Source organism: Coleofasciculus sp. C1-SOL-03 (assembly GCF_040220555.1).
Classification (GTDB): domain Bacteria; phylum Cyanobacteriota; class Cyanobacteriia; order Cyanobacteriales; family Coleofasciculaceae; genus Coleofasciculus.
The window spans coordinates 1-4,163 of record NZ_JAVJUO010000176.1 but is presented as its reverse complement, the minus strand read 5'-3'; the positions used below and the strand labels follow the sequence as shown (position 1 = coordinate 4,163).

Below are 4,163 nucleotides of genomic sequence, written 5' to 3'. Positions count from 1 at the left end.
TCGGTGGGGGAATGGGCGGGTTTTGTTGTTCCGTTATCGGTGGGGGAATGGGCGGGTTTTGTTGTTCCGTTATCGGTGAATAGCGGAATTTAGTCCCTAAACCCGCCCCTACATCTAATTTTTCTGCCCCAAATGCCTTGGTAAATAGATTACGCAAATTTATTTTTTTGTCCAAAGTCCAATGTTTATGAATAAACCGCGCCCTTGGCAAACCCTAGACCGTTTCGTGGAAATCCGTTCCCCCTGGCTTACCCTAATCGGTGAACACCTGCAAGATGATCAAGGGCGAATCCTCGACTATTGGCGAGTTGAAAAAGCCGATTCAGTGGTGATTGTCACGATTCAGGCGGGGAAATTTCTGCTTCCTGTACCAACCTATCGCCCTGGTGTGGGAGAAGCAACCCTGGATTTTCCCGGTGGACGGGTCAATCCTAGCCAAACCCCTGTCGCCGCCGTCCCCGGAATCTTAAGCCGGGAATTAGGAGTCTCTGAAGACGCGATCGCAAAGCTAACTCCTCTCAATTCTACAGGCTGGGCAATCAATAGTTCCTTCTCCAACCAATCTCTCTATGGTTTCGTTGCTGAACTTGACCCCACAGTCGCCGTCAACCCCAACCGAATCGGCACTACCTACCCCACCACATCCGCCGGAATTCACTCCCTCCTGCAAGAGTTAACCTGTCTCCAATGTCGTGCTGTGCTGCTAGAGTGGCAGAGTCAGAGGATTATCGCTGAAGGATGAACCATGAACGATAAAATATGAACTGTTTGTCATCAGCGATCTACCAATGAGTGCTTCTCCTCAACTTCTCCCCCATGAGCATACTTTATCGTTAAAGACGGAAGTCCTTGCCGATGTTTTAATCAATGTAGACAATATCCTAATTATCCAAGATTTAGATGGCGTCTGTATGGGACTGGTTAAAGACCCATTAACGCGAGTGATTGACCGCAACTATGTTAAGGCAACACGGGCGTTTGAGGGTCATTTTTATGTTCTGACGAATGGAGAACATATTGGAGAACGAGGAGTTAATGGTATTATTGAACGCGCCTTTGGCAATCCGGCTGAAGTTAAGGAAAAGGGGTTGTATCTCCCTGGTCTAGCAGGTGGCGGTGTGCAATGGCAAGACCGTCAAGGGAATGTTTCTCATCCTGGGGTCAGCGAAGCCGAATTAGAATTTTTAGCCGAAGTTCCGCCGACAATTAAACGACGGTTACGCCGCTTTTTTGAGCAAAGGAGTACAGCCGCAGAAATTGAAAACTTGGCGGACTGTATTCAGGCTTCGGTTCTGGAGAATAAGGCGTCTCCTAGTGCCAATCTGAATACTTTTTATGAACAACTGCGCGACTATCCGCAAATTTATATGGATTTGCAAAAAGATATGCAAAATCTGATGCAAGAACTGCTGCAAGAGGCACAAATTCGCGGATTAAGCGATTCATTTTTTGTTCATTATGCTCCCAACTTAGGCAGAGATTCAAATGGACAAGAACTATTACGTCCAGCTCAAGCGCAAGATTCTGGCACCACGGATTTTCAGTTTATGCTGCAAGGGGCGATTAAAGAAGCGGGTGTGTTAGGGATTTTAAATCGTTATTACTTCCAACGGACGGGTTCCTATCCCTTAGGGGAAGACTTTAATGTGCGACAAGCGCCCAAAACGCTAGAGGAATTACTGGCGTTGGTTAAAGCGAATTTCGACCCGAAAGATATGCCGTTGATGATTGGCGTCGGAGATACGGTAAATAGCTCTGTGCAAGACATACAGGGACGAGTAACGGTTCGCCGAGGCGGGAGCGATCGCAACTTTTTACAACTGATTCAAACTATTGGTCAGGAGTTGGATACCGGGAATATTATCGTCTATATTGATAGTAGTCAAGGTGAAGTCAAAAATCGCAAACCTGTGAAAATTGGTCAGCATGAAACATCAGGCGATGAAATTGTTGTTCTCGAAGGTCCCGGTGATGTTCGTGATGTGGATGAGCCGTTAACTTTAAACTTTGTCTTTCACAAAGGTCATCAACAGTACAGTGAATTTTTTCAAAAGGTGGCGCGAGAAAGAAAAGCGAGTGATCACTGATAGGATTAGGACGCCACCAAGTCAAACAAGCGTGAAAGAAATTAATTTACACAACCAACAAAACAGTGATCGACTCGATCGCTATCTTGCTCAACAATTACCGGATTTGTCGCGATCGCGTATCCAAAAACTGATTGAAGAGGGCAATGTGCAGCTTAACCATACCCTCTGCACCTCTAAAAAAGCCACCATTCAACCTGGAGACTCGATCCAGCTAACTATCCCCGACGCCAAACCCTTAGACCTAAAACCGGAAGCGATTCCCTTGGATATCCTCTATGAAGATGAGCAAATTCTGATTGTTAACAAACCCGCTAACTTAGTCGTGCATCCTGCCCCTGGACATGAAAATGGCACACTTGTCAATGCCCTGCTTGCTCATTGCCCTAATCTAGCTGGAATTGGTGGCGTTCAACGTCCCGGTATCGTCCACCGTCTAGACAAAGATACCACCGGTGCGATCGCGATCGCCAAAACTGACCACGCCCACCATCATCTACAAGCCCAACTTAAAGCCAAAACCGCCCGTCGAGACTATCTCGGCGTCGTCTATGGTTCTCCCGCCACCGAGACTGGTACCATTAACCTGCCCATCGGACGCCATCCGAGCGATCGCCAAAAAATGGCAGTCGTTCCCCTAGAAAAAGGCGGACGCCCTGCAATTACCCATTGGCAGATTCAAGAACGCCTGGGTAACTATACCCTGATCCACTTCCAACTGGAAACCGGACGCACGCATCAAATTCGCGTCCACACCGCCCATATCGGACACCCGATTGTCGGAGACCCCGTGTATAGTAAAGGTCGAGATATCGGCGTCAATCTCCCTGGACAAGCACTTCATGCATGGCGACTACGGTTACAACATCCCAATACAATTGCCCGTCCCCTCTCTCCTAACCCAGGAGACCAGAGGACGGACAATGACTCTGGGGACTGGATTGAGGTTATTGCCCCTCTCCCCCCAGTCTTTAACACACTCCTAACCGTACTGCGGCGGCGTGCTTCATCCGTGACCTAACGCTTACTTACGGGGTACACGGGACATATAATCGATATTCTGGGCAGACACCCGGGGCAGGGGATTAGGTCGGGCATTAACTCCCCGTGCCATATCCAGGAAGTTCGTAGGATCACCGGCTTTAGGCTGCTTGTCTTGCGGGATAAAGCGGCGTACCTCGTTCTGCCAAATAATTTGGGGGAAGCCCAGTTTCGCACGGTAGTAGCCGTCGTAGCGGGGTGATTTAATGTTAAAGGGTCTTTCACCTTGACGGCGACCGGGCAATACACGACGCCGTTGATAGGGAACGGTGTCATAGCCAAAGTTGGTCAGGTACTCTTCGCTGTTGAGTAGTTGATCAACGAAGCCCTTAATTCCCTTCGTCGCCACGACGATAGACCAAGCAATTTTTTCGCGTTCGTTGTAAACATCGCGCCCCAGTACCCGTTGCACGCATTGTTCAACAAAGCGATAGTTGCTGTTTTTCTCGTAGAAACTGTTGTAGAAGGTTTTCGACAGCAGCAATCCACGAATAAAGTCCCGCACGGTTAGTTGACCATTGCGGAGTTGGGACTCCAAGAACCGTTCCCGATCCCAAGCAAAGGCATGGAAGAAGATCTGACGGTATGCCGCTTCGATCAATTCATCCAGGTCTGTGCCGAACAGGATGTTCTCGGTTGTATAAATTCTCGGTTGCTCATCCCCCGGTACTTCATAACCAGCGACACGCTGATTCTGACTTACCGGAGTGTAGCCTAATAATGGTAGCGCCACGTTTGAATCTCCGTAATCTTAGAAAATCTTACAAACCTTAACTTTCAACTATATAACAGATTATGTAACCTTCTTACAAAATTACTCATTTGTCATTCGTCATTCGTCATTCGTCATTCGTCATTCGTCATTTGCTTCCCCAGCTCCCCCAGCTCCCCCAGCTCCCCCAGCTCCCCCAGCCTCATAAGGGTAGGTTTTTTAAGATTGGGGTTGAGGTAAGACAAGGAAGACAGGTAGACCAGTAGACAAGGAAGAGTGAGAACGAAAAATAGGGCGTTTCGGCTTTTAGAAGTTAGCTTGAC

The 4,163-nt window shown here is 48.2% G+C and carries 5 protein-coding genes; 3 read left to right on the top strand and 2 right to left on the bottom strand.

Annotated features, from left to right (window positions below; translation table 11 throughout):
• Positions 1 to 187 precede the first annotated feature (187 nt).
• From RIE73_RS27890 to RIE73_RS27880, 3 genes are read left to right on the top strand one after another with little or no spacing between them, the layout of a single operon-like run.
• Positions 188 to 742: an NUDIX hydrolase gene (locus RIE73_RS27890; RefSeq protein WP_446404273.1), complete on the top strand. Its 555-nt coding sequence runs from the start codon at positions 188 to 190 to the stop codon at positions 740 to 742.
• 46 nt (positions 743 to 788) lie between these two features.
• A complete protein-coding gene (stpA, locus tag RIE73_RS27885; protein ID WP_446404272.1) occupies positions 789 to 2,087 on the top strand; it encodes a glucosylglycerol 3-phosphatase in 1,299 nt (432 codons plus the stop codon).
• 31 nt (positions 2,088 to 2,118) lie between these two features.
• Positions 2,119 to 3,108 (top strand): RluA family pseudouridine synthase, encoded by a 990-nt coding sequence (locus tag RIE73_RS27880; protein WP_446404271.1) that lies wholly within the window; start codon positions 2,119 to 2,121, stop codon positions 3,106 to 3,108.
• Positions 3,109 to 3,111: 3 nt separating this feature from the next.
• Here the strand turns inward: RIE73_RS27880 and RIE73_RS27875 are convergent, their stop codons facing one another.
• Positions 3,112 to 3,861, bottom strand: a complete 750-nt coding sequence (locus tag RIE73_RS27875; protein ID WP_446404270.1) for a phycobilisome rod-core linker polypeptide — start codon at positions 3,859 to 3,861, stop codon at positions 3,112 to 3,114.
• Between the two features lie 113 nt (positions 3,862 to 3,974).
• Positions 3,975 to 4,163 (bottom strand): hypothetical protein (locus tag RIE73_RS27870; protein ID WP_446404269.1); only part of this gene is annotated, 189 nt, incomplete at its 5' end.